This window comes from Kitasatospora phosalacinea, assembly GCF_000717185.1.
GTDB classification, from domain to species: domain Bacteria; phylum Actinomycetota; class Actinomycetes; order Streptomycetales; family Streptomycetaceae; genus Kitasatospora; species Kitasatospora phosalacinea_A.
Map to the genome: position 1 here is coordinate 1 of NZ_JNYE01000109.1, position 22,708 is coordinate 22,708.

The following is a 22,708-nucleotide window of genomic DNA, read 5'->3' on the forward strand; positions in this document are numbered from 1 at the left end:
CCGCTGAGCCCTGCGGCGGCTTGCGGGGCGGCGGCGGGAGGGAGGGAGGGAGGGAGGGACGGGTCGGCGGGGGAAGCAGGCGGCGGTGGACCGCGGATCGACAGGCCGCGGTAGGCGGGCCGCGGGCAGTGGGTGGTGGGTGGTGGGAGAGGTGGGCCGGCCGCGGCGGGCGACGGAGGGAGGAGCGGGCCCGGCGGGCGGGAAGTAGGCAGGTCGCAGGCCACGAATCGGCGGGTGGGAGCAGGCGGGCCGCGGGCGGTGGGCGGGCTGGCAGAGGGCCGCAGGCCACGGGCCGGCGGGGCGCGTGGCGGGTGGGTGATCCGGATCGGGTTCCGCTCCGAAGGGATCGGGGAATTGTCCGGCGCCCGTCAGGTCGGGGGTGGGACGATCACGGTCAGGAGGGTAACGGGTGGAGGCGGTCGAGATCGGGGCGGGACGGGTGTGGGGGCCGTGGCCGGAGTTGCTGGCCGACCGGCGGCCCGTCCTCGTGGTGCCGCTGGCTCCCGAGCGGCTGGCGTCCGCCGCGGACGGGTGGGGTGGCGCCGGGGAGCCGCCGCGGCTGCAGGAGGGCTGGTCCGCCGCCTTCGACGGTGCCCGGCTGGTCGTCACCCGGCCCGACGGCACCGCCTGGTACGACGGCCCGCTCGCCGCGGCCCGCGACTGGGCCCGGGCCGTGCGGGCCCACCGCACCCTGCTGATCGTCACCGGCCCCTTCACCGCCCCGTTCGACCTGCACCCGGCCGCGGCGGCGGGTCGACTGTCCGTGCTGACGGTTCCGGCCCGCCTGGTCGACGCGCACTGAGGGCCGGGGCGCCGGGCCGGGGTGCGTCCCGGGCGGTAGACGCCGCCGGGGTGGGCGCTCCGGTCGGCGTCGACGAGCCGGCCGAGGGCGGGCAGGGCGGGCCTCTCGCCGTCCGCGCCGCGTAACTTCCAGGACTCACCGGCCTGCGGGGCACGCTCTTATGGCGTTCACGTATTTGAACATCACCTACAGTCCTGAATGCTCTCGGCCGTCCCGTGCGGCGATAGCTCTGCCAATGGGCCATCAGGCAGAAGATTTTGCGGACGAATGACAGATAGGGCGAAGAGAATTCGTCGGCGTGATGGTCCGCCCGACCGGCGACATCGGCCCTGGTTCACACATCTGAATCAGGGCGGCGACAAGAGCCTTGTTGGTCCGTCAGATCCCGTCCTATCCTCGCCGACAGAAATCGCTTCCCCGCCCGGGGCCTCGAGGCCACGGCTTCCGCATGCGCGGATGCCGCAGACTGCCGCCCCGTCGCCGGACGAACGTGTGCGTCGCACCGAAACCCAGTCCACCCGCACGGCCTCGACAGCCGGCGCTCGAAGACGAATCGGGAGATCGACATGAAACGATCAGTTGCCCTGCGGCTCTACGCGGCACTCGCGACGACGGCCCTGGCGGCCGCCGCCGGGGCGGTCGTGACGATGCCCTCGGCATCGGCGGCGGTGACCGGCAGCGCCACCGGTTTCGCGTCCCAGAACGGCGGGACCACCGGCGGTGCGGGCGGGCAGACCGTGCGCGCCACGACGGGGACCGCGATCCACCAGGCGCTGTGCAACCGGGCCAGTGCGAGCACCCCGATCACCATCGAGGTCGAGGGCACCATCAACCACGGCAACACGGCCCAGGTGTCGGGGCCCAGTTGCAACACCGCGGCGGGTGTCATCGAGCTCAAGCAGATCAGCAACGTCACCGTCGTGGGGGTCGGCAGCGGTGCCGTCTTCGACCAACTGGGCATCCACGTACGCGAGTCCAGCAACATCATCATCCAGAACGTGACCGTCAGGAACGTCAAGAAGTCGGGGTCGCCGACGTCCAACGGCGGTGACGCGATCGGCATGGAGAAGAACGTCCGCAACGTCTGGGTCGACCACGCCACCCTCGAGGCGTCGGGCGGGGAGGAGGAGGGGTTCGACGGCCTGTTCGACCTGAAGGACAACACCCAGTACGTGACGCTGTCCTACAGCACGCTGCGCAACTCCGGCCGCGGCGGCCTGATCGGCTCCAGCGACACCGAGCTCTCGAACGGCTACGTGACCTTCCACCACAACCTGTACGAGAACATCGACTCCCGCGCGCCGCTGCTGCGCGGCGGGACCGCCCACATCTACAACAACTACTACGTGAAGCTCAACAAGTCCGGGATCAACTCGCGCGCCGGGGCCCGCGCCAAGGTGGACAACAACTACTTCAAGGACTCCCAGGACGTGCTGGGCACCTTCTACACCACCGCGGCCGGCTACTGGCAGGTCGCGGGCAACGTCTTCGACAACGTGACGTGGTCCAGCCCCTCCGCCGACACCAACCCGGCCGGGCCCGACGTGAAGTCCACCACCACGGTCGCCGTCCCCTACTCCTACGCCCTCGACCCGGCCGGCTGCGTGCCGGACATCGTGACCCGGACGGCTGGTGCCAACAAGGGCCTGCAGGTGTCGAACGGCACCTGCACGCCGCAGACGCCGTCGTCGTCCCCCACCGCTCCCACGCCCACTCCCAGCTCCAGCACTCCCACGTCCACCCCGACCCAGCCCAGCGGCACCAACCTCAGCATCGGCGCCGGGGCCGACGGATCCAGCAAGGCCACCGGGACGAGCTACGGCAGCGTGGTGGACGGCAACCTGGCCACCTACTGGTCGCCGACCGGCTCCACCGGCTCCATCTCGGTCAAGTGGTCCACCCCCACCACCGTGGCCGCCCTCGCCATCCGGGAGGCGGCGGGCTCCGCGGGCACCATCGGATCCTGGCGGGTCCTCAACGCCGACACCGGTGCCGTCCTCGCCTCGGGCACCGGTGCGGGCACCATCGCGGTTCCCAGCACCTCGCTGAAGAAGATCACCTTCGAGATCACCGGCTCGACCGGAACTCCGAAGGTCGCCGAGTTCGAGACCTACGCGGGCTAGCGACACGGACCACCCCGCGGGCTCGGCCTGGATCCCACAGGCCGAGCCCTTCGCGGCATCAGGCCGGCTGGTTCCCGTGGTTGCGGCCGTTCTTGACGAGGAGGCGGAGGCCCTCCCGGGCCCTCCGGGGACGTTCGGTCAGTGCGGCCCGGTGCGGTCGCCGCCCCGGTGGGCGGGGACGGCGGCGGTAGAGGTGGCCGTGGAGGTAGAGGTGGCGGTGGTGCAGGCGGCGCGGACGAAGGCGGCGACGGCCGGGGAGCGGGCGTCCTGGGGCCAGGCGACGGCGAGGGTGGAGTCGGGGAGGCCGCGGACGGGGCGGTAGGCGATGCCGGGGCGCGGGTGGCGGCGGGCCAGTGAGGCGGGGGCGAAGAAGACGATGCTGCCGGTCTCGACCAGGCTGAGGATCTCCGACAGGTTCGAGGCGCGGCGCGCGGCGGTGGGGCGGGGGCCGCCGGGGCGGGCGGGGCGGAGGCCGTCGGCCGGGGCGCCGTCGGGGAGTTCGCGGCCGGCCAGGTCGTCCGGGTGGAGCGCGCTGCGGGCGGCCAGCGGGTCGGTGGCGGCGAGGGCGACCAGGGTGGGTTCGGTCAGCAGCGGTTCGCTGTCCAGTCCGCGGTCGTCGCACGGGAGTTGGAGGAGCGCGACGTCGGCGCGGCCGTCGCGCAGGGCCCGCGGCTGTTCGCCGTACCCGCCGAGGACGAGTTCGGGGGGCAGGGCGGCGGGGTCGGTGGCGTAGGCGTCCAGGATCCGGGGCAGCAGGCCGCCGTCGAGGTCGGCCTTGAGGGCGATCCGCAGGCGGGGCTCGGTGCGGCCGGCCTGGTGGGCCCGGTGGGCGGCGGCGGTGACGGCTTCCAGGGCGGTGCGGGCGTCGCGCAGCAGGACCTCTCCGGCGGGGGTGAGGGCGACCTGCCGGGTGGTGCGTTCGAACAGCGCGGTGTCGAGCTGCCGTTCGAGGGCGCGGATCGCGCGGGACAGCGGGGGCTGGGCCATGTCGAGCCGGGCGGCGGCGCGGCCGAAGTGCAGCTCCTCCGCGACCGCGACGAAGTAGCGCAGCTGCCGCACCTCCAGATCACTCATACCGCCAGGGTACCAATGCCGACCGGACCGGTCCTTCACGCCCCCGCGCGGGGCCGGTTGACTCGGGGACGGCAGCGCCCGCGGGGCCTGCTCCCCCGTTCACCGGCCTCACGGAGGCACATCATGATCGTCGTCACCACACCGACCGGCGACATCGGGCGGCAGCTCGTGGACCGGCTGCTGGACGCCGGGGAGGCGGTGCGGGTGGTCGTCCGCGACCCCGCCCGGCTGCCGGCGCGGGTGCGGGAGCGGGTCGAGGTGGTGCCGGGCTCGCACGGCGACCCGGACACCGTCGCGCGGGCGCTGGCGGGCGCCGACCGGCTGTTCTGGCTGGTGCCGCCGGCCGGGTTCCACGACGCCGGGCCCGCCGGGCGGTACTACCTGGAGTTCACCCGCGCCGCCTGCGGGGAGGCCGCCCGCCGGGGCGTGCGGATGGTGGGCGTCACCTCGCTGGGCCACGGCTACCGGGGCCCGGCCGGGCTGCTGTCGGCCGCGCTGGCGATGGACGAGCTGATCGGCGCCAGCGGCGTGGCCCACCGCGCGCTGGCCCTGCCGTTCTTCATGGAGAACCTGCTCCGCCAGGCCCGCACGATCGGCGAGCAGGGGGTGCTCGCCCTGCCGAACGCCGCGGACCGGCCGCTGCCGACCGTGGCCACGGGGGACGTCGCGGCCGCGGCGGCGGCGCTCCTGCTCGACGCCTCCTGGGACGGGCGGGCCCGCGTCCCGCTGGCCGCGCCGGAGGACCTGACCCCGGTGGGCATGGCCGAGGCCGTCTCCGCGGCCCTGGGCCGTCCCGTCCGCTACCGGCAGGTGCCGCTGGCCGCGTTCCGGGCCGGGCTGCTGGAGCACGGGGCGAGCCCGGCACTGGCGCGGGACATGGCGGAGATGGTCGCGGCGCAGAACGACGGGATCTACGACGCCGAGCCCCGCGAGCCGGGTTCGGCCGGTGCCACCGGGTTCGGGCAGTGGTGCCGGGAGGTCCTGGTGCCCGCCGTCCGGGCCTGACGGGCCGTCACCCGGCTCCGGTGCCGGGGGTGGTGGAAGCGGGCCCGCGCCGCTGCGGGGCGGGCCGCTGCGGGGCGGCCCGCCGGTCGGGGGCAAAGGGGAGGCAAAGTACGATCGGTGCGCTGGTGACCCTTTGACTCTGTGAGGATGTGCCCCCGATGGTGTTCAAGCGGCTTCTCGGTGCCCTGGGTGTCGGCGGACCGACCGTCGACACGGTGCTGTCCACCCCGACCGTCTACCCCGGCGGCACCGTGCACGGCCAGGTCAACCTGGTCGGCGGCGACCGCGAGGCCACGATCAACGGCATCACGCTCTGCCTGGCCGCCCGGGTCGAGGTCGAGTACGAGGACGGCGAGGGGCACACCACCAAGGAGTTCGCCCCGGTGCAGGTCTGCGGCCCGCTGCAGTTGGCCGCCGGGGAGCAGCGGGCCGTCCCGTTCGCCTTCCCGGTGCCGTGGGAGACGCCGCTGACCGCGATCGGCGGGCACCACCTGTCGGGCATGGTGCTGGGCGTCCGCACCGACGTGGACATCGCCGGGCAGTTGGACCGCGGGGACACCGACCCGCTCGCGGTGCAGCCGCTGCCGGTGCAGCAGCGGGTGCTGGAGGCGCTGTCGGCGCTCGGCTTCCACTTCCACCGGGCCGACCTGGAGGCCGGGCACATCCGCGGCACCGCCCAGACGCTGCCGTTCTACCAGGAGATCGAGTACAAGGCGGCGCCGCAGTTCGCCGGGCGCTGCAACGAGGTCGAGCTGTCCTTCGTCACCGGCCCTCACCAGGTCGAGGTGGTGCTGGAGTTCGACAAGCGCGGCATGTTCCACAGCGGCGACTCGGTGCGCACCTTCGTGCTGGACCACGGGGCCGGGCAGCACGACCTGACCGGCACGGTGGACGGCTGGGTCCGCGGCGCGCTGGGTCACTGACCGCGGGGCGGCCCTCCTCCTCGCCCCCGGTCGGAGTCAGCGGCCGGGGGCGGGGGCCTCTCCGTGAGGGGGCTCTCCGTGAGGGGCGTCGCCGTGGGGGGCCTCGCCGTGGGGGGCACCTCCGTGAGGAGCGTCTCCGCGACGGCGGTGCGGGCGTACAGGACGGTGCGGCCGGTGCGGTGGGCGGTGGCGAACCCGGCGGCGCGCAGGGCGGTGAGGTTCTGCGAGACGTGGGCCGGGGAGAGGCCGGTGCGCGCGGCGAGTTCGGTGGTGGTGGCGGGGGTGTCGAGCTCGGCGAGCAGCAGGGTGCGGGCGCGGCCCAGGACGGCGGCGAGGGCGTCGGCGGCAGGGGCGGTGCGGGGCTGCCAGAGGTCGCCGGTGCCGCGGGCGCGGTAGGCGAGCTGGGGCGGGTCGGGCGGGGCGATCCGGGTGGAGAGGCCGGAGCCCTTGAAGGCGCTGGGGACGAGGAGCAGCCCGCTACCGGTGGCGTGCCGGGCCAGGGTGCGGGCGCGACGCTCCAGGTGCAGCCCGGCGTCGCCCCAACTGACCTGGGGGTGCAGGGAGTTGAGGAGGTGCCCGGTGCCGTGGCGGGCGGCCTGCCCGGCGCGGTGGAAGACGTCGGCGTCCAGCAGGGCGCGGATCCGCGGCCAGTACGGGGCCAGGACCGTCTCCCAGTAGGCCGCGATCTCCCGGACGAGCCGGGGCAGTTGGGCGGGCGGGTCGGCGTGCAGGGCGCGGGTGCGGGGGCCGGTGCGGCCCTGGTGGTGGCGGAGGTGGTCGAGGTCGGCGCGGATCCGTTCGGCGGGGGTGGCGGCGAGCGCCGCGAGTTCCTCGTCCAGGGTCGGGGCGGGGGTGGCGGGCGCGGGGTTGAGGAAGTCCGGGACGTACCCGGCGCCGGGCGGGAGCAGTTCGGCCAGCAAGCGCCGGTCGAGCCCGGCGGCGGCCGTCCGGGGGCGCACCTGGTCGAGCCAGCGGCGGTGGACGGGGTCGGCGGCGCCGGAGGCCAGCAGGCGGTAGCTGGTGGTGAGCTGCCACAGCGGGGAGACGGCGAACCGCACCCGGGCCACGTCGTGGGCGGGGAGGGCCAGTTCGGCCAAGGTCGCTCCTCCCCCGCTTCGGGCACCGTGGATTCGGGGATGTCCGAATCCGTGGCGGTCACTGTAGTCGGCGGCCGATCATCTGCGGCATGAACCTGCTCCCCGACGTGCCACCGTCCGCCACCACCCCGCCTGCCGCCACGGCCCCGTCCGCCGCCGCCACCCCGTCCGCCGCCACGGCTCCGTCCGCCGCGGCGGCGGGCACCTGGACCCTGGGCGACCTGGAGGTCAACCGGGTCGGCTTCGGGGCGATGCGGCTGACCCAGACCGGTGCGGCCCTGGTGCCCGACGCGGTGCCGCGCGACCGCGGGCAGGCGGTCGGCGTGCTGCGCCGGGCCGTCGAGCTCGGGGTGAACCACATCGACACCGCCGCCTTCTACTTCTCGCCGTTGCGCTCGGCCAACGAGCTGATCAACCGTGCGCTCTCCCCCTACCCGGACGACCTGGTGATCGCCACCAAGGTCGGGCAGCCGCGGGACCCCTCGGGGGCGTGGCTGCCGCACGCCCGGCCGGAGCAGTTGCGCGGCCTGGTGGAGGAGAACCTGCGCCAGCTCGGCCGCGACCACCTGGACCTGGTGAACCTCCGGGTGGTCGGCGACGGCCCGGTCGCCGAACGCTTCGGCGCGCTGGCCGAGTTGCGGACGGCCGGGCTGGTCCGGCACCTCGGCCTGTCGAACGTCCGGCCCCACCAGTTGGCCGAGGCGCGGGCCGTCGCGCCCGTGGTGTGCGTGCAGAACATGTACGGCCTCGGGGTCGCCCCGGAGCAGGACGCGTTCGTGGAGCTCTGCCGGGAGCAGGGCGTCGCCTTCGTCCCGTTCTACGCGATCGCCGCCGCGGGACGGCAGTACGGGGTGGCGGCGGGCGGGGCCTCGGGCGGGGTCTCGGGCGGGGAGGACCCGCTGCTGGTCGAGGTCGCCCGGGCGCACGGGGCCTCCCCCGCGCAGGTCCGGATCGCCTGGACGCTGCACCGCGGCCCGCACGTCCTGGCGATCCCCGGCACCGGCGACCCGGCGCACCTCGCCGCCAACGTCGCGGCCGGTGCGCTGCGGCTGTCCGCGGAGGAGCTCGCGCGGCTGGACGCGCTGCACCGGCGGTGAGGCGGCGGGCGGGGGCGGGGCACTGCCGGGCCGTGGTCGGGGGTGCCGAGGGCGGCGTGCAGGGTGCGGAGTTCGGCGGGGTCGGCGGCGGCGAGCAGGGCGCGGACGAGGTAGCTGCGGCGGCCGGAGCGGAGGTCGGTGCCGAGGGGTTTGCCGAGGGCGGCCGGGTCGCCGAAGAGGTCGAGCCAGTCGTCGTGGAGCTGGTTGGCGGTGCCGAGCGCGGTGGCGTAGGCGCGCAGTTCGGCCTCGTGCGGGGCCGGGTCGGCTCCGGCGGCGAGCAGGCCGAGGCGCAGCGGGGCGAGGACCGAGTAGCGGGTGGACTTGTACTCGGTGACGGTGTGCAGGAAGGCGGTGTCGGGTTCGGGCGGGAAGTCGCGTTCCAGGTCGAGGAGTTGGCCGTTGACGGCGTCGGCCCCGGCGTCGGCGGTGACGGCGGCCATGGCGAGGGCGCGGTCGGGGGGCAGGTCGCCGGTGAGCAGGACCCGGACGGCCAGGAAGGCGGCCAGGTCCCCGGCGAGGACCGTGAGGGCGAGCGCGGTGTCGGGCCGGTCGGGGAACTCCTCGCGGTAGGCCTGGTGGGTGGAGGGGCCGCCGCGGCGCTCGGGCGAGCCGTCGATGAGGTCGTCGTGGATCAGGCCGTGGGTGTGCAGCAGTTCGATGCCGAGGGCCGCGGCGTCCAGGCCGGGCACCGGGCGGTCGGTGACCAGGGCCGCGGCCTCGTGCAGCAGGGCGACCCGCAGGCGTTTGCCGCCGCGCAGGGAGAGTTCGCGCACCAGGGCGAGGGCGCGGGCGGGGAACCTGCCGTGCGGGGGTGCGTCCAGGGTGCCGCCCGCGGCCGGGGCGGTCAGGGAGTCGAAGTAGGCCGCGAAGCGGGTCTCGAAGCGGCGCTGGTGGGCGGCGGCGCGGTGCAGGGCGGCGGCGAGGACGTCGTTCACGCCGTCAGGTTTTCATGCGGCGGGTGGTGGCGGGCGCGGGGTCAGCGGCTCTCGGCGGCGGGGTCGGGGACCAGGGTGCGGAGCAGGCGCAGCAGGGTGGCCCGGTCCTCGGCGGGGAGCGGGGCGAAGTGGGCGGTCAGGACCTCGTCCGCGACCTGTTCGCCGGTGGCGAGGACGCGTTCGCCGGCGGGGGTGAGGTGGTGGTCGAGGCGTCGGCCGTGGCCCGGCTCGCGGGTGATCAGGCCCTGGGTGACGAGGCGTCCGGCGAGGGTGCCGAAGGACTGCTCGGTCTGGAAGGTGGCGGCGGCGAGCTCCCGGGCGGAGGCGCCGGGGCGGCGGGCGATCGCCCGGAGGGCGTCCCACTGGGCGAGGGTGGTGCCGACGGCGGCCAGGGCGGTGTCCATGGCGCGGTGCTGCCGGTACTGGACCTGCTTGACGGCCCGGCCGAGGACGTGGAGCTCAGCGTTCATGCCCCCACCCTACCCGTAACTCAACTAGCTTAAATAAGCATCCTTAGTTATGGTGGGCGCATGACCACCGATCCCCTCCTCGCCGAGGCCGGCACCGGCCGCCCCGTCCTGCTCCTGCACGGCGGCGGCGGTCCGGCCACCGTCGCCCCGCTGGCCGCTCACCTCGCCGGCTCCGCCCACGTCCTGACCCCCGTCCACCCCGGCTGGGACGGCACCGAACGCCCGGCCGCCCTCAGCCGGGTCGCCGACCTCGCCGACGCCTACCTCGACCTGCTGCGGCGGCGCGGGCTGCGCGACGTCCTGGTGGTGGGCTCCTCGCTCGGGGGGTGGATCGGCGCCGAGATGGCCCTCCGCGACGGCGCCGGGAACGGGAGCGGGAACGGGAACGGGAGCGGCGCGACGGTGAGCGGGCTGGTGCTGATCGACGCGGTGGGCATCGGGGTGGACGGGGAGCCGCTCACCGACGTCTTCGCCCTGGACGCCCGCGGCCTCGCGGAGCACTCCTGGCACGACCCGGACCGCCACTTCATCGACCCCGCGACGCTGCCCCCGGCCGAACTCGCCCGCCGCCGGGGCAACGCGGCCACCATGCGCGCCCTGGCCGGCGACCCCTACATGCACGACCCGGGCCTGCGCGAGCGGCTGCGGGACGTCCGGCTGCCCGTCCTGGTGCTGTGGGGCGAGAGCGACCGGGTCGCCACCCCCGGCTACGGCGCGGCCTACGCCCGCGCCTTCGCCGACGCCCGCTTCGTGACGGTGCCCGGGGCCGGGCACCTCCCCCACCTGGAGCGTCCGGAGGCCGTGTTCGCGCACCTCGACACCGCGCTGATGCGCTGATGCGCTGACGGGCTGACGGGCTGACGGGCTGACGGGCTGACGGGCCCCGGTCGGTCGGTGGCGTGCAGTCGGTCCGGCGTACGATGCCGGGATGTCCGACACGGTGCAGCAGTGGCCCACGGCCGTCGAGATCGCCACGGAGTCCCTGCGGCTCGAACCGCTGCGGGCGGCGCACGCCGCGGAGTCCTTCGAGCTCTTCGACGACGTGCTGCTGCACGCCTGGACCGGCGGGGAGCCGCTCGCGCGGGACGAGCTCCGTGCCAGGTACCGGCGCCTGGCGGCGGGCCGCTCGCCGGACGGCACCCAGGGCTGGCTCAACTGGATGCTGCGCCGCACCGCGGACGGGCTCCTGGTGGGAACGGTGCAGGCCACGCTGGAGCGCACGGCGGACGGGCGCCTCGCGGCGGAGCTGGCCTGGGTGGTCGGCACCGCGCACCAGGGCCGGGGCCACGCCCGCGAGGGCGCGCTCGCGATGGCCCGGTGGCTGCGCGAGCAGCGGGTGGACGTCCTGCTCGCGCACGTCCACCCCGGGCACGCGGCCTCCGCCGGTGTCGCCCGGGCGCTCGGGCTGGCCCCGACCGGGACCGTCGTGGACGGGGAGGTCCGCTGGAGCAGCGACGCCAGCGACGGCAGTGGCAGCGACGGCGGTGGCAGCGGCGGCACCGCGGGTTCCGGCGGGCCCGGGCGGCCGTCCCGCTGAGCGGACGGCGCCCCGCCGCCCCCGCCCCCGCCGAGCCGTCCGCTCAGCTCCCGGCGCCGACCAGGTGGCGGGCGAACCAGTCGATGGTCTGCGCCAGTCCGCGGTCGGTGTCGACGGCGGGCTGCCAGCCGAGGGCGGTGCGGGCCAGGGTGATGTCGGGGCGGCGCAGCGAGGGGTCGTCGCCGGGGCGTTCGACGAACTCGACCGGGGAGGCGGAGCCGCACAGGTCGCGGATGCGGTGGGCGAGTTGGAGGATGCTCAGCTCGACGGGGTTGCCGAGGTTGACCGGGCCGGGGTGCCCGGCGGCGGCCGCGGCCAGGATGCCGCCCACGGTGTCGTCGACGTGGCACAGCGAGCGGGTCTGGCTGCCGTCGCCCGCGACGGTGAGCGGCCGTCCGGTCAGGGCCTGGGTGATGAAGGCGGGCACGGCGCGGCCGTCGGTGGGGCGCATCCGCGGGCCGTAGGTGTTGAACAGCCGGACGATGACGGTGTCGGTGCCGCGGGCGGTGCGGTACGCGGTGGTGAGCGCCTCGGCGTAGCGCTTGGCCTCGTCGTACTGGCTGCGCGGGCCGATCGGGTTGACGTTGCCCCAGTACGTCTCGGGCTGGGGGTGGACGAGCGGGTCGCCGTAGACCTCGGAGGTGGAGGTCAGCAGGAAGCGGGCGCCCTTGCGGTGGGCGAGTTCCAGGGCGTGGTGGGTGCCGTGGGCCCCGGCCCGGAGGGTTTCGACGGGGTGGCGGGCGTAGTCGTGCGGGGAGGCGGGCGAGGCGAGGTGGAGGACCAGGTCGACCGGCCCGGTGACGTCGAAGGGCTCGCAGACGTCGTGGTGGCGGAAGGTGAAGCCGGGGTCGTCGGCGCGGTCGGCGAGGTTGTCGAGGCTGCCGGTGAGCAGGTTGTCGAGGCAGACGACCTCGGTGCCGGCGGCGCGCAGCCGGTCGCACAGGTGCGAGCCGACGAAGCCCGCGCCGCCGGTGACCACGGCGCGGCGGACGGCGCGCAGGGGCGAGGGGGCGGTGCGCAGGGGCGAGGGGGCGGGTGCCATGGTCAGGACTCCTCGAGCGAGCGGCCGGTGCGGGCGAGGAAGACGTCGTCCAGGGTGGGGCGGTGCAGCGCGATGGTGGCGGTGGCGATGCCGGCCCCGGCCAGCGCCCGCATGACCTGCGGCATCGCGCTCTCGCCGGTGTCGACGGACAGCCGCAGCGCGCCGTCGGCGCGGACCTCGGCGCTGCGGACGCACTCCTGGGCGGTGAGCACCTCGGCGGCCTTCGGCGCCAGGTGGGGTTCGGCGACGCCGACGGTGACGACCTCGCCCGCGATCGAGCGCTTGAGTTCGGCCGGGGTTCCCTCGGCGACCAGGGTGCCGCCGTCGACGATGGCGATCCGGTCGCAGAGCGCGTCGGCCTCGTCCAGGTAGTGGGTGGTCAGGAAGACCGTCATGCCCGCGTCGCGCAGGCGGCGCACCTCGGCCCACAGCCGGGCCCGGGCGGCCGGGTCGAGGCCGGAGGTCGGCTCGTCCAGGAACAGCACGGCGGGGCGGTGGACCACGCCGAGCGCGATGTCGACCCGGCGGCGCTGGCCGCCCGAGTAGCTGCGGCAGGGGCGGTCGGCGTACTCGGCGAGGTCGAAGGAGTCGACGGCGGCGGCGGCCCGGGCCTGCGCCTCGGCCTTGGCGAGGCCGTGCATCCGGGCCTGCAGCACGAGTTCCTCGCGGGCCGTCACCTCGTCCCAGGTGCCGCCGCCCTGGGCGACGTAGCCGATGCTGCGGCGGACCTCGGCGGGACGGGTGAGCAGGTCGGCGCCGGCCACCGTGGCCGCGCCGCCGTCGGGCGGGAGCAGGGTGGCGAGCATCCGCAGGGTGGTGGTCTTGCCCGCGCCGTTGGGGCCGAGGAGTCCGAAGATCTCGCCCTCGGCCACGTGCAGGTCCAGCCCGGCCACGGCGTCCACGGTGGTGGTCCGGCCGCGGCGGCCGCTCCGGTAGGACTTCCGCAGTCCGCTGGTCTCGATCATCGGGGTCCTTCTCGTACGGGGTGGGGGGAGGGGGATCGGGCTCAGCGGACGGTGCGGGCGAAGCGGCGGGCCGACCAGAGCAGGGCGGCGACGGCGACGGCCGCCATCAGCGCGAGGCTGCGCCAGACCGCGGGGTCGCCGGGGTGGCCCGCGAACAGTTCACGCATGCCGGTCACCGCCCAGCTGAACGGGTTCCAGTCGGAGACCCGGCGCAGCCACAGCGGGGCCAGCGCGAGCGGCAGCAGGGTGCCGGAGAGCAGCATCAGCGGCTGGGCCAGGTTGTTGACCAGCTGCCCCAGCACGTCCGGGTTGCCGACCTTGAGCGCCAGGCCGTACGAGACGGCGGAGCTGGTCAGCGAGATCAGCGCGAGCAGCAGGTACGCCAGCAGCAGGTCCGGGACGCGCACCAGCAGGCCGAGCGGGATCGCCAGCACGATGATCACGGCGGCCTGCACGGCCAGCACCACCACGTCCCGCAGCGAGCGGCCGAGCAGCAGCGCGACCCGGCTGACCGGGGTGACCCGGGCCCGTTCGATCACGCCGGAGCCGAGTTCGGCGAGCAGGCCGAAGCCGACGTACAGGCCGCCGCCGAGGGCGAGCGCGACCAGCATGCCCGGCACGTAGATCCGGTAGGCGTCGGCCATCGTGCCCGCGCCCATCGAGGCCAGCGCGGGCTTCAGCAGCGGCGCGAACAGGGCGAGGTAGACGACGGGTTGGGCGACCCCGAGGAAGATCTGCAGCGGGGAGCGGGCCATCAGCAGCAGGTGCCGCTGGAACACCAGCCAGGTGTCGCGGAGGCTTTTCACGGGTGGGCGTTTCCTGTTCGGGAGGGGGCGGGGGTCAGGGGGTCGGGAGCGGGGTCGGGAGCAGGGTTTCCAGGTGGTCGGCGGCCGCGGGTGCGCCACCGGCGGCGGCGAAGGACTCCTGGACGCGGCGGGCCGCCGCGGCGTGCGACGGGTCGTCCAGGACGGCCAGCAGCTCCGTGCGCAGCTGCTGCGGGCTCGCGTGCGCGAACCGCACCCGGCGGCCCGCGCCCGCGGCCGCGACCTGGGCGGCGTTGATCGGCTGGTCGCCCTTGATCGGGGCGACCAGCAGCGGCACGCCGTGGGCGAGCGCCTCGCAGACGGTGTTCAGGCCGCCGTGGCTGACCACCGCGGCCAGCTTCGGCATCAGCTCCAGGACCGGCACCCGGGGCCGGACCAGGACGTGGGCGGGCGGGTCGGCCACCGTGCCGTCCGGCGCGGCGATCACCGCCTGGAGGCGGTCGCCGAGCGGGCGCAGCGCCTCCACCACCCGGGCGTGGAAGTCGGCGGCGAGGTCCAGCGAGAGGGTGCCGACGGTGACCAGCACCAGGCGGCGGGCCGGGTCGATCCACTCCCACGGGAAGGCCGGGTCCGGCTCCCGCGCGGCCAGCGCCGGGCCGACCAGCACCGCGTTGCCCGGCCACTCCAGCGGCCCGGTCAGCGCCTCGCCGGTGAAGCCGACCAGCAGGTGCGGTGAGAACCGCAGGTCGTGCGGGGGCTCACCGGGCAGCCCCGCGGCGCGCCACATCGCGGCCATCCGCTGCTCGATCCACGCCTCCACCCGGGGCACGGTGGTGCGGTACGGGCGGGTCAGCTCCATCGTGGTCGGCGCGAGCGACGCCCACGGCAGGCCCGCCCGGTGCGCGGCCAGCGCCCCGGCCACCGCGTGCTGGTCGACGGCCAGCACGTCGGGACGGAACGCGGCCACGGCCCGCTCGATGCCGGGCAGCGTGTGCCGGGCGTGCGGGACGATGTAGCCGTCCCACCGCGACCTGGCTGCCGCCAGCCCCCGGTCGGCCTGACCCCGGTGCGCCCGCAGGGGAATCGGCGCGATCGGCGTCCCCGCCCCCAGCAACGGCCGCAGGAACGCCTCCGACCCGGCCCACAGCACCTCGTGCCCCCGCGCCCGCAACGCACCGGAGACGGCCGCGAGCGGGTTCACGTGCCCGAACAGCGGCAGCGACACGAACAGGAACCGCCCCGGCCGGGAACGGGCCCCGGCAACGGGGCCGGGGGGCGGGACGGGAGCCGGAGAGAGGGGCGCGGACGGGAACGGGAACGGGGACGGCAGGTCGGGGAGCGGCCCCGCGACGCTGCCGGTGGCCGGGTCCGGTTGGGCGGGGGCCGCGGCCGCGGGAACCGGCTCCGTCGGCCGGGCGCCACCGGAGGCCGACGCCCCGACCACCGGGACTCCCCCGACCCCAGGACCGGAGGAAACCCCGGTGGCCGGCTCCACCGACCCGGAGAGCGGCAACGCGGCGCTGCCGGTGGCCGGGTCCGACCGGGTGGGGGCCGCGGCCGCGGCGGCGCCGAGAACCGGGAGAGGTGCGGGCACGGACCCCGCGGGCCGGACGCCACCGGAGGCCGCGGCAACCGCCGCAGCGGCAACCGGGGAGACGGGGGGAAGCGGCTCCACCGGCCCGGCGCCGCCGGAGGCGGACGCCCCGACGAGCGGGACTCCCCCACCCCCGGGGCCGGGAGGAGCCACGGATCGGCCGCCCCCGTAGGCCCCGGCGCCGGTGGAGGTCGGCGCGGTCGTCGGCCCGGGTTCCTCCGGTCCTGCGGCGGGTTTTTCCGTGTCGTGGCCCGGGCTGGGGAGGGCGGTTGCGGCGAGGGTGGCGACGTCGGTGAGGGTGAGGGTGGTGAGGGTGTCGAGGTCGAGGGTGGTGAGGTGGGCGGCGAGGTCGGCGGCGGGGCCGTAGCGGGTGCGGAGGGCGAGGCTCCAGGTGGCGAGGTCGTGGCTCTCCAGGTGGAGTTCGCCGTCGAGGAGGGTGTCGGGGCGGAGGGTGTCGAGCCAGGCGGGGGGTCGGCCGAGGGTGCGGCGGAGGAGTTCGGCGACCTCGCGGAGCGGGGGGTGGGCGGTCATGACCGGTGGGGTTTGACGGCCCGTAGGGCGCCGTAGGTGATGACGCCGGTGTCGAAGCCCTTCTTCATGAGGGGCCCGGCGTGGAAGAAGCCGAGGACGTCGACGCCGCGGGTGCGGGCGAGGTCGCGCATGGTGGCGGGGCCGCCGTCGATGTGGGGGACGCGGGCGAAGGACGGGTCCCAGGAGTTGGCGACGGCGGTGCTCCAGTCGGCGGTGGTGACGTCGGTGAAGCCGGCGGTGCGGGCGAGTCGTTCGTGTTCTTCGAGGGAGGAGAAGTCGGGCATCACCTGGTGCTGGAGGATCTGCCGGACGAGTTCCTGCTCCCCGGGGTCGAGGGCGCCGTCGCGGACGGCCCAGGTGGCGACGGCGAGGGTGCCGCCGGGGCGGAGCAGGCGGTGGGCCTCGGCGAAGAAGGCGGGGCGGTCGTCGAGGTGCATGAGGCTCTCCATGGCCCAGACGACGTCGAAGGTGTCGTCGGGGTGGCCGGTGGAGAGGGCGTCCTGCTGGTGGAAGCGGGCGCGGTGGGCGAGGCCCGCGGCGCGGGCCTTCTCGTTGGCGCGGGCGGCCTGGCGGGCGCTGAGGGTGACGCCTTCGACGGTGCAGCCGTGCGGGCCGGCCAGGTGGAGGGCGGGGCCGCCGATGCCGCAGCCGACGTCGAGGACGTGGGCGCCGGCGGGGACGGCGGCGTGGGTGACGAGCTCGTGGACGAGGCGGTCGGTGGCGGCCTGCCGGTCGGCGCCGTCCCGGGCGGGGGCCTGGCCCTCGTCCCAGTAGCCGTGGTGGACGTGTTCGCCCCACAGGTCCTCGTACAGGTCGAGGGTGATGTCGTAGTAGCGCTCCACGGCCGTGTTCAGGCCGGGGCCGGTCGCGGGTCCCCGGACGGGTTCCGGGGCTGGTTCCACTGCAGGTTCCACTGGGGCGGTCCTCGAAAAGTTGACATGGATGCGCCCATAAATGGCGGCCGGAAATGCCGCGGAAATGCGCGCGATAACGTCGGATTGGTCTGGTCCATCGCATGATCGACCCGCCGGGGAAACGACCCGTGGGCATGCGGAAGGCACTCCGCCCGCAGGGCCGAGGGCGCCGGGGTGCGCCGGTCGGGGCAGGGGGTGCGGCTGACGGATCGTCAGCAGACGGACCGTCATGGTCTGGCAACAGGCTGCCGTACCAGGCAAGTTGGCCGACCGGCGGTCACATTAGCGACGGGGTGCTCCCCCGTCAACGCGCTCGGCGGGCTCGACGGCGGCGGGGCCGGGCGGCGGAATTCCGGCCCGGTTCGCGGATTCGGGCAACGGGTCTTGACACCCGGTCAATTCAGCGTTGAAAGTTCGGCGTGGGAATTTCACAGGTTCCCCACGACCGTGCCAGGAAGAGGTTCGGGTTCTCCATGAAAGATGTTGCGGCAGCTCCGGCGAACAGCATGGGAGCGCTCCCACAGGCTCCTTCCGGGTCGTTGGGGCCCGAATGGGTCGACGAGGTGCTCCTGCGCGGCCCGGGCGGCGAGCCCTGCCTCTTCTTCGGTGCCGACGACCCGGTCACCCGGGACGGGCTGCGTCGGCTGGTCCAGGAGCGGCAGGCCGCGCTGGGCGCGGCCGGGCTGCGCCGGGGCGGGTCGGCGGCGATCCGGCTGGCGCCCTCGCTCGAACTGGTCGTCCAGCTGCTGGCCTGCTGGCGGGCCGGGGCCCGGGCGGCGCTGCTCGACCACCGGCTGACCCCGTTCGAGGCGGAGCGGGCGCTGGAGCGGCTGGCGCCGCAGGTGGTGGTCACGGCCGAGCACCCGGTGCCGGGCGGCCCGCCGCGCGGCCACTACCCGCAGCGCGCGGTGCTCACCGCCCGGCCGGGGCGCCCGGCCGAGGGGCCGCACGCGCTGGTGCAGCTCAGCTCGGGGTCGACCGGCCCGGCGAAGGTGATCGGGCGGACGGCGGCCGACCTGGTCGCCGAGCTCGACCGGTACGCCCGGATCGACGGGGTGCCGCGGGCGGGCGAGCGGATGGTGTCGCTGGCCTCGCCGGTGCACGTGCTCGGCCTGGTCGGCGGCCTGCTGCACTGCCTGCACGCGGGCGTCCGGCTGGCCTTCCCGGAGCGGGTGACGGCGCGGGGCGTCCTGGACGCGGTCGCGGCCGGCCCCGAGCCGACCACCCTGCTGGGCGTGCCGTTCCACCTGGAGCTGCTCGGCTGGCACCCGGACCCGCCGCGGCTCCCCCAGCTCACCGGCATGACCACCGGCGGCGAGCCGGTCCGCGCCGAGCTGCACGAGGCGTTCGTCGACCGGTACGGCGTCCGGCTGGGCTGCATGTACGGGATGACCGAGGTCGGCGTGATCGCCACCGACCTGCACGGGGCGCACCGCCCCGAACTGACGCCCGCGCCGGGCCTGGGCGTGCGCGCGGTGGACGGCGAACTGCTGGTCTCCGCCGCGCGCTCGCCGTACCTGGACGACGCCGGGGCGGAGCGCTGGGCCGACGGCTGGCTGCGCACCCGGGACGGCGGGTCCGTGGACGCCGCGACCGGGCGGGTCCTGGTCCGCGGGCGGCTGGACTCGCAGGTGTCGGTCGGCGGGCTGAAGGTCGACCTGACCGAGGTCGAGCACACCGTCCTCGCGCTGCCCGAGGTCGAGTCCGCGGTCGTCCTGCACGGCTCGGTGATCGAGGCGTACCTGGTGCTCGCCCCCGGCGGCACCGCGGCCCGGGTCGAGGAGCAGCTGGCCGGGCGGCTGGCAGCGTACAAGCGGCCCCGACTGCTGCACGTGCTCGGGCAGATGCCGCGCACGGCCACCGGGAAGCCGGTGCGCGAGCGCTCGGCGCTGGCGGCGGCGGTCGCGACGACGGCGGCGGCGGCGAGCGCGGCGGCGAGCGCCGGCTCGGGGCGCTGACGCCCCACCCCACCCACTTGTCCGACTTATCCGACTTGTCCGATCGAGCAAGAGAACGAAGAAGAAGAGGAAGAGGAAGGAACGGCGATGTCCATCGAGACCGGCTCCCTGGCGGAGATCCGCGCGTTCGTGCTGTCCGCGCTGCGCGAGATGAACTACGACACCACCGGCGTCGACGACGACACCAGGCTCGGCCCGGCCGGGGCGGACCTGGAGTCGCTGGCGCTGGCCGAGCTGGGCGTCCGGGTGGAGGAGCGGTTCGGCGTCCGGTTCGACGACGACGAGGCGGAGCTGCTGGGCACCATGACGGTCGGCGAGTTCGGTGCGGCGGTGGCCGCCCGGCTGGGGTCCGCGGCGGCGGGGCGCTGACCGTGGCGGCCACGGCGCGGGAGGAAGTGGTGGCGCTGCTCGCGGAGTTCGGCGGGCGGGCGCCGCAGGAGGTGCCGGAGCGGGTCGACTCGATGGAGCTGGCCTGGCTGGCGCACGTGCTGGAGCAGCGGCACGGGTGGCCGTTGGACGACGACGCGCTGTCCCGGATCGCCACGGTCGCCGACGCGGCGCGGCTGCTGGAGGGGCTCCGGGCCGCGGAGCGGTAGCGGCGGGCGGGTACCGGCCCCGTACGGCCGGTCCGCCCTCTCCGCACGCGGGCGGTCCGCCGTCCGCGCACGGGCGCGGACGGAACGCGCGGGAGACCGCGGCACAGTCAACGGCCCTGCGGGGCGAGCGAACCAGGGAGGTGAACGACGGTGACCGACACCGTACTGACGGCCCGTCGGGGCCCCCGGTCCGTGGTGGTCGGCGGGATGGGGGTGCTGAGCGCGTTCGGGCGGGGGGTGGGGCCGCTGCTCGGGGCGGCGGTGGCGGGGCGGTCGGGGTTCGGGCCGGTGGAGCGGTTCGAGGTGGCGGGGCGGCGGGTGGACCGGGCCGCGCTGCACCCCGGGGAGCCTTTGCTGGAACGGGAGTTGGACCGGGTGGTCGACGAGGCGTGCGGGTCGGCGGGGCTGTCCGCGGCGCAGCGGGCCGGGTGTCCGCTGTACCTGGCGGTGCACGGCGATCCGGCGCTGGCCCGGGCGGCGCCGGTGTGGCGGCCGGGGCACGCGGTGGGGGCGTTCGCGGCCGGGGTGGCGCGGCGGACGGGGCTGGCCGGGGGCGGCCGGGCGTACACCTCGGGGTGCACGGCTTCGGCGGACGCGGTGGCGGACGCGGCTTCGGCGGTGGCCCGCGGGCGGGTGGAGCGGGTGGTGGTGGCGGCCGGGTACCTGGTGGAGCCGGACCAGTTCGCGGTGTTCGACGCGGGCGGGGCGCTGGCCCGGGACGGGCGGGTGCGCCCGTTCAGCGCGGGCCGGTCGGGGCTGCTGCTGGGGGACGGGGTGGCCGCGCTGGTGGTGGAGTCGGCGGACGCGGCGCGGGCCCGGGGCGCGGATCCGCTGGCGGTGCTGGCGGGTTGGGGCCGGGCGGGCGACGCGCACCACGTGTGCCGGCCGCGGCCGGACGGGGCGGGGCTGGCCCGGGCGATCGGGGCGGCGCTGCTGCGCGGCGGGGTCGGTCCGGAGCGGGTCGGGTACGTGAACGCGCACGGTGCGGGCAGCGTGCTGGGCGATGCGGCCGAGGCGGCGGCGCTGCACCGGGCGCTCGGGCCGGTGGCGGCGCGGGTGCCGGTCTCCTCGTCGAAGTCGGTGCACGGCCAGGCGCTGGAGGCCGGGGCGCTGCTCGAACTGGTGGTGACGGTGGCCGCGTTGCGGGCCGGTCGGCTGCCGGTGAACGCGGGCCTGCTGGGGCCGGACCCGGACTGTCCGCTGAGCCTGGTGCGGGCGTCCGGGGAGCCCGGGGCCCCCGCCGGGCCGCCGGTCGGCCTCGCGCTGAGCCTGAGCACGGCCTTCGGCGGCGCGAACGCGGCGCTGCTGGTGGGCCTCCCGTGAGCCCCCTGGACCTCGCGCCGCTGAACCTCTCCCGGCTGGACCTCTCGCACCTGGACCTGCCGCGGGAGGCGGCGGACCTCGGGCTGCGGGTGCTGGCCGCCGGGCGGTGGCCGGAGTCGGTGGCGGACGTGGCGCTGCCGGTGCTGCCCGGGTTCACCGGGTCCTCGTTCAGCCCGCTGGCCGCCGCGGCCGCCGGGCGCTGCCTGGACGCGTACGCGTACGGGCCGGGTTCCGCCGAACTGCCGGTCACCGCCGTGGTGGTGGCCAGTGCGCTGGGGGACGTGGCGGGCGCGGTACGGGTGGCGGAGGCGGTGGACGGCGGGGGCCGGCTGGGGCCGCTGCTGTTCTTCCAGGCCGTGCCGAACGCGGTGGCCGGGCACCTGGCGGCGCGCCGGGGGCTGACCGGTCCGGTGGTGTGCGTCGGCGGCGCGCGGTCCGGGTTCGAGGTCGCCGAGGTGCTGCTCGCGGACGGGGACGCCGAGTTGGCGCTGCTGGTCCTGGTCGAGCAGGCGGCCGGGCCGGGCGGGGCGGGACGGGTGGACCGGGCCGCCGCCGTCCTGCTCGCGCCGCAGGAGCACTGTCCCACTCACCGTCAACTGGAGGGAGCACGGCCATGGGTAACGCCACGGGCACGGCTGTGAGCACGTCCGCGCGCACGACCGCGCGCACGGACGTCACGGTCACCGGGATGGGCGTGGTGACGCCGGTCGGCGGGAGCGCCGCGGCGGTGTTCGACGCGATGTGCGAGGGCCGGTCGGGGCTCCGCCGGCCGGATCCGGACGGGCCGTTGGCCGGGTCGCTGGAGGTGGCGGGGTTCGCGCCGCCGATCGATCCGGTGTCGGTGCTGCCCGCGCCGGAGACCCGGGTGGTGGACCGGTACATCGTGATGGCGCTGCGGGCGGCGGCGGACGCGCTGGCGGACGCCGGGATCGTGGCGGGCCGGGACGTGGACCCGTACCGGATCGCGGTGGTGCTGTCCGGGACGGGCGGGCTGGCGACGCTGGAGTCGCAGGTGGTGGCGCGCACGGAGCGCGGGCGGCTGGGGGTGAGCCCGTACCTGCTGCCGGGGATGCTGCCGAACATGGCGGCGGCCCGGGTGGCGATCGGGCACGGCATCCGGGGCTACAGCTCCTCGGTGGGGACGGCGTGCGCGGCGGGGGCGCAGTCGGTCGCGGAGGGGTGGCGGCTGCTGCGCGAGGGGGTGGCGGACGTGGTGGTGGCGGGCTGTTCGGAGGCGCCGCTGTTCCCGACGCTGGCCGACACCTTCGCCAACGCCCGTGCGCTGGCCCGTGGTTGGGCCGACGACCCGGCGGGGGCGAGCCGTCCGTTCGACCGGCGGCGGGGCGGCCTGGTGCTGGGCGAGGGCGCGGGCGTGCTGGTGCTGGAGCGGGCCGCGCACGCGGACGGCCGGGGCGCGGCGGGGTACGCGGACGTACTGGGCTGGGGGGCGACCAACGACGCGCACCACCCGACCACGCCGCACCCGGACGGGGACGGCGCGGCGGCCTGCATGCGGCTGGCGCTGCGCTGCGCGGGCCTGGCCGCGGGGGACGTGGGCTACGTGAACGCGCACGGCACCGGCACCCGGCTGGGCGACCGGGCGGAGGCCTCGGCGGTGCGCCGGGTGTTCGGGGCGGACGGGCCGCCGGTGAGCGCGACCAAGGCGGTCACCGGCCACCTGCTGGGCGCCTCGGGGGTGGTGGAGACGGCGGTGTCGGTGCTGGCGCTGCGGCGCGGGCTGCTGCCGCCGACGCACAACCTGGACGACCCGGATCCGGAGTGCGCGCTGGACCACGTCCGCAAGGGGGCGCGTCCGGCGCCCGGGGTCCGGTACGCGGTCGCGAACTCGTTCGGGTTCGGCGGCCACAACGTCAGCCTGGTGCTGGGCCCGCCGAGCACCCGCCTGGCCCGGCAGGTCTGAGCAACTTCCGTGCACAACAAGCAATCTGACGCACCGT

General features: G+C 76.1%; 21 protein-coding genes and 1 pseudogene. 13 read left to right on the forward strand and 9 right to left on the reverse strand.

All coding sequences use genetic code 11. The features are described 5' to 3' along the window. The first annotated feature begins 409 nt into the window (after positions 1 to 409). Positions 410 to 802, forward strand: coding sequence for a hypothetical protein (locus tag OO57_RS32365; RefSeq protein WP_033256317.1), 393 nt, complete (start codon positions 410 to 412; stop codon positions 800 to 802). Between the two features lie 566 nt (positions 803 to 1,368). Continuing rightward, positions 1,369 to 2,925, forward strand: coding sequence for a pectate lyase family protein (locus OO57_RS32370; protein ID WP_033256318.1), 1,557 nt, complete (start codon positions 1,369 to 1,371; stop codon positions 2,923 to 2,925). A gap of 138 nt (positions 2,926 to 3,063) precedes the next feature. Here the strand turns inward: OO57_RS32370 and OO57_RS32375 are convergent, their stop codons facing one another. Then, positions 3,064 to 3,999: a LysR family transcriptional regulator gene (locus OO57_RS32375; protein WP_051778531.1), complete on the reverse strand. Its 936-nt coding sequence runs from the start codon at positions 3,997 to 3,999 to the stop codon at positions 3,064 to 3,066. A gap of 123 nt (positions 4,000 to 4,122) precedes the next feature. On the opposite strand from OO57_RS32375, the gene OO57_RS32380 reads away from it, so the two are divergent. Both OO57_RS32380 and OO57_RS32385 read left to right on the forward strand, forming a co-directional pair. Continuing rightward, complete coding sequence (locus OO57_RS32380) at positions 4,123 to 5,004, forward strand: NAD(P)H-binding protein (RefSeq protein WP_033256319.1); 882 nt, start codon at positions 4,123 to 4,125, stop codon at positions 5,002 to 5,004. Positions 5,005 to 5,162: 158 nt separating this feature from the next. Beyond that, entirely contained in the window at positions 5,163 to 5,927 is a 765-nt protein-coding gene (locus OO57_RS32385; protein ID WP_033256320.1) for a sporulation protein, read from the forward strand. Here the strand turns inward: OO57_RS32385 and OO57_RS32390 are convergent. Continuing rightward, positions 5,921 to 7,024, reverse strand: a complete 1,104-nt coding sequence (locus OO57_RS32390) for an ArsR family transcriptional regulator (protein WP_063737683.1) — start codon at positions 7,022 to 7,024, stop codon at positions 5,921 to 5,923. The genes OO57_RS32385 and OO57_RS32390 overlap by 7 nt on opposite strands. An 89-nt stretch (positions 7,025 to 7,113) precedes the next feature. Here OO57_RS32390 and OO57_RS32395 point away from each other — a divergent pair, with 89 nt between their 5' ends. Beyond that, on the forward strand, positions 7,114 to 8,121 hold the full coding sequence (locus OO57_RS32395; RefSeq protein WP_033256321.1) for an aldo/keto reductase: 1,008 nt from the start codon (positions 7,114 to 7,116) through the stop codon (positions 8,119 to 8,121). Between the two features lie 53 nt (positions 8,122 to 8,174). On the opposite strand, the pseudogene OO57_RS32400 reads toward OO57_RS32395, so the two are convergent. Then, positions 8,175 to 9,056 (reverse strand): annotated as a pseudogene (locus tag OO57_RS32400) (polyprenyl synthetase family protein); the annotation flags it as partial. A 41-nt stretch (positions 9,057 to 9,097) separates the two neighbouring features. Further along, positions 9,098 to 9,526: a MarR family winged helix-turn-helix transcriptional regulator gene (locus OO57_RS32405; RefSeq protein WP_033256322.1), complete on the reverse strand. Its 429-nt coding sequence runs from the start codon at positions 9,524 to 9,526 to the stop codon at positions 9,098 to 9,100. A gap of 60 nt (positions 9,527 to 9,586) precedes the next feature. Here OO57_RS32405 and OO57_RS32410 point away from each other — a divergent pair, with 60 nt between their 5' ends. Continuing rightward, on the forward strand, positions 9,587 to 10,363 hold the full coding sequence (locus OO57_RS32410; RefSeq protein ID WP_033256323.1) for an alpha/beta fold hydrolase: 777 nt from the start codon (positions 9,587 to 9,589) through the stop codon (positions 10,361 to 10,363). 91 nt (positions 10,364 to 10,454) lie between these two features. Next, complete coding sequence (locus OO57_RS32415) at positions 10,455 to 11,063, forward strand: GNAT family N-acetyltransferase (RefSeq protein WP_051778532.1); 609 nt, start codon at positions 10,455 to 10,457, stop codon at positions 11,061 to 11,063. 43 nt (positions 11,064 to 11,106) lie between these two features. On the opposite strand, the gene OO57_RS32420 is transcribed toward OO57_RS32415, so the two are convergent. Genes OO57_RS32420 through OO57_RS32440 form a run of 5 tightly spaced genes read right to left on the reverse strand, consistent with a single transcriptional unit; the run spans position 11,107 to position 16,861 of the window. After that, positions 11,107 to 12,105, reverse strand: coding sequence for an NAD-dependent epimerase/dehydratase family protein (locus tag OO57_RS32420; RefSeq protein ID WP_051778533.1), 999 nt, complete (start codon positions 12,103 to 12,105; stop codon positions 11,107 to 11,109). A gap of 2 nt (positions 12,106 to 12,107) precedes the next feature. Next, positions 12,108 to 13,070, reverse strand: coding sequence for a daunorubicin resistance protein DrrA family ABC transporter ATP-binding protein (locus OO57_RS32425; RefSeq protein WP_033256324.1), 963 nt, complete (start codon positions 13,068 to 13,070; stop codon positions 12,108 to 12,110). A gap of 41 nt (positions 13,071 to 13,111) precedes the next feature. Beyond that, positions 13,112 to 13,876 (reverse strand): ABC transporter permease, encoded by a 765-nt coding sequence (locus tag OO57_RS32430; RefSeq protein ID WP_033256325.1) that lies wholly within the window; start codon positions 13,874 to 13,876, stop codon positions 13,112 to 13,114. A gap of 34 nt (positions 13,877 to 13,910) precedes the next feature. Further along, positions 13,911 to 15,959 carry a glycosyltransferase gene (locus OO57_RS44940; protein ID WP_199811369.1) on the reverse strand — a complete coding sequence of 683 codons (2,049 nt, stop codon included), beginning with the start codon at positions 15,957 to 15,959 and terminating at the stop codon, positions 13,911 to 13,913. Further along, positions 15,956 to 16,861 (reverse strand): methyltransferase domain-containing protein, encoded by a 906-nt coding sequence (locus OO57_RS32440; RefSeq protein ID WP_051778534.1) that lies wholly within the window; start codon positions 16,859 to 16,861, stop codon positions 15,956 to 15,958. Before OO57_RS32440 ends, OO57_RS44940 begins: the two co-directional genes overlap by 4 nt. 551 nt (positions 16,862 to 17,412) lie before the next feature. Here OO57_RS32440 and OO57_RS32445 point away from each other — a divergent pair. From OO57_RS32445 to OO57_RS32470, 6 genes are all read left to right on the forward strand, one after another. Then, complete coding sequence (locus tag OO57_RS32445; RefSeq protein ID WP_234337601.1) at positions 17,413 to 18,831, forward strand: class I adenylate-forming enzyme family protein; 1,419 nt, start codon at positions 17,413 to 17,415, stop codon at positions 18,829 to 18,831. 87 nt (positions 18,832 to 18,918) lie between these two features. After that, positions 18,919 to 19,200 carry an acyl carrier protein gene (locus OO57_RS32450; protein ID WP_033256326.1) on the forward strand — a complete coding sequence of 94 codons (282 nt, stop codon included), beginning with the start codon at positions 18,919 to 18,921 and terminating at the stop codon, positions 19,198 to 19,200. Positions 19,201 to 19,229: 29 nt separating this feature from the next. Continuing rightward, complete coding sequence (locus OO57_RS32455; protein ID WP_081974119.1) at positions 19,230 to 19,427, forward strand: hypothetical protein; 198 nt, start codon at positions 19,230 to 19,232, stop codon at positions 19,425 to 19,427. 150 nt (positions 19,428 to 19,577) lie between these two features. Further along, positions 19,578 to 20,750 carry a beta-ketoacyl synthase N-terminal-like domain-containing protein gene (locus OO57_RS32460; RefSeq protein ID WP_234337602.1) on the forward strand — a complete coding sequence of 391 codons (1,173 nt, stop codon included), beginning with the start codon at positions 19,578 to 19,580 and terminating at the stop codon, positions 20,748 to 20,750. Continuing rightward, positions 20,747 to 21,391: a beta-ketoacyl synthase N-terminal-like domain-containing protein gene (locus OO57_RS32465; protein ID WP_063737684.1), complete on the forward strand. Its 645-nt coding sequence runs from the start codon at positions 20,747 to 20,749 to the stop codon at positions 21,389 to 21,391. Before OO57_RS32460 ends, OO57_RS32465 begins: the two co-directional genes overlap by 4 nt. After that, positions 21,364 to 22,671 carry a beta-ketoacyl-[acyl-carrier-protein] synthase family protein gene (locus OO57_RS32470; protein ID WP_081974120.1) on the forward strand — a complete coding sequence of 436 codons (1,308 nt, stop codon included), beginning with the start codon at positions 21,364 to 21,366 and terminating at the stop codon, positions 22,669 to 22,671. Before OO57_RS32465 ends, OO57_RS32470 begins: the two co-directional genes overlap by 28 nt. The last annotated feature ends 37 nt before the right edge of the window (positions 22,672 to 22,708 follow it).

Coding starts and splice junctions, on each gene's coding strand:
- OO57_RS32410 (WP_033256323.1), top strand. CDS start 9,587: ATGACCACCGATCCCCTCCTCGCCGAGGCCGGCACCGGCCGCCCCGTC.
- OO57_RS32470 (WP_081974120.1), top strand. CDS start 21,364: ATGGGTAACGCCACGGGCACGGCTGTGAGCACGTCCGCGCGCACGACC.
- OO57_RS32375 (WP_051778531.1), bottom strand. CDS start 3,999: ATGAGTGATCTGGAGGTGCGGCAGCTGCGCTACTTCGTCGCGGTCGCG.
- OO57_RS32370 (WP_033256318.1), top strand. CDS start 1,369: ATGAAACGATCAGTTGCCCTGCGGCTCTACGCGGCACTCGCGACGACG.
- OO57_RS32420 (WP_051778533.1), bottom strand. CDS start 12,105: ATGGCACCCGCCCCCTCGCCCCTGCGCACCGCCCCCTCGCCCCTGCGC.
- OO57_RS32405 (WP_033256322.1), bottom strand. CDS start 9,526: ATGAACGCTGAGCTCCACGTCCTCGGCCGGGCCGTCAAGCAGGTCCAG.
- OO57_RS32425 (WP_033256324.1), bottom strand. CDS start 13,070: ATGATCGAGACCAGCGGACTGCGGAAGTCCTACCGGAGCGGCCGCCGC.
- OO57_RS32395 (WP_033256321.1), top strand. CDS start 7,114: ATGAACCTGCTCCCCGACGTGCCACCGTCCGCCACCACCCCGCCTGCC.
- OO57_RS32385 (WP_033256320.1), top strand. CDS start 5,163: ATGGTGTTCAAGCGGCTTCTCGGTGCCCTGGGTGTCGGCGGACCGACC.
- OO57_RS44940 (WP_199811369.1), bottom strand. CDS start 15,959: ATGACCGCCCACCCCCCGCTCCGCGAGGTCGCCGAACTCCTCCGCCGC.
- OO57_RS32450 (WP_033256326.1), top strand. CDS start 18,919: ATGTCCATCGAGACCGGCTCCCTGGCGGAGATCCGCGCGTTCGTGCTG.
- OO57_RS32415 (WP_051778532.1), top strand. CDS start 10,455: ATGTCCGACACGGTGCAGCAGTGGCCCACGGCCGTCGAGATCGCCACG.
- OO57_RS32380 (WP_033256319.1), top strand. CDS start 4,123: ATGATCGTCGTCACCACACCGACCGGCGACATCGGGCGGCAGCTCGTG.